Source organism: Alsobacter sp. SYSU BS001988 (assembly GCF_054796215.1).
In genome coordinates this window covers 1-781 of record NZ_JBTAMK010000049.1, presented here as the reverse complement: position 1 = coordinate 781, position 781 = coordinate 1, and the positions used below count along the sequence as shown (strand labels likewise).

The 781-nt window shown below is 68.1% G+C and carries 2 pseudogenes; both read right to left on the bottom strand.

What is annotated here, in order from left to right:
* Window positions 1-498, bottom strand: a pseudogene (locus ACYVO7_RS25745) (HlyD family type I secretion periplasmic adaptor subunit); the annotation flags it as partial.
* Between the two features lie 21 nt (window positions 499-519).
* Window positions 520-781: pseudogene (locus tag ACYVO7_RS25740) on the bottom strand (hypothetical protein); the annotation flags it as partial.

The window sequence follows — 781 nt, the reverse complement described above, 5'->3', positions numbered from 1 at the left end:
CCGGCTCTGCAGCACGTCGATCTGGCTGCGCAGCGAGTTGCGACGCTCACGGAACTGGGCGTTCTGGTCGTCGATGATCTTGCGGACGCTGGGCGACGAGGCCCGGCTGTTCAGTTCCTCCGGATAGGTCACCTCCGCCGCGATGTCGCGCTCGGCGATGAGGCGGGCCTCCTGGGCGATGACCGCGTCCAGCTGGTTGCGCACCAGGTCGAGGCTGGCGCGGGCCTGCGTGTCGTCGAGGCGGACCAGCACCTCGCCCTCCTGGACGAGCTGGCCTTCCTTGACGTTGATCTGCTTGATCATGCCGCCTTCCAGGTGCTGCATGACCTTGCGGCGCGAATCCAGGGACACCGACGCGTTCGCCACGACGGCGCTGTCGAGCTTGGTGAGCCCGGCCCAGAGGAACAGGCCGCCGATGCAGGTCGCGATCACCACATAGCCGGCGATCGCGATGGCCCGATAGTCGCTGGACGCCGGAGGGGCCTCGATGACGCTCATGGTCTTCTTTCGCTGTCGTTCTTAGGCGGCCGGAGCCGAAGCCGTGCGCATCTCGGGCTGGGCGGCCAGCTTCTCGGCCGGCGCCGCCACCTTGTCGGGCGGGGACGCCACGACGCGCGGACCCATGATGTTGGCGAGCACCTCGTCGCGCGGACCGGCGAGCTGGACGGCGCCCTCGTTCATCACGAGCACATAATCCACCATCCCCAGGATGTTGGTCTTATGGGTGACGATCACCACCGTGCGGCGGGCCTGCCTCATGGCGGCCACGGCCTGCACCAGC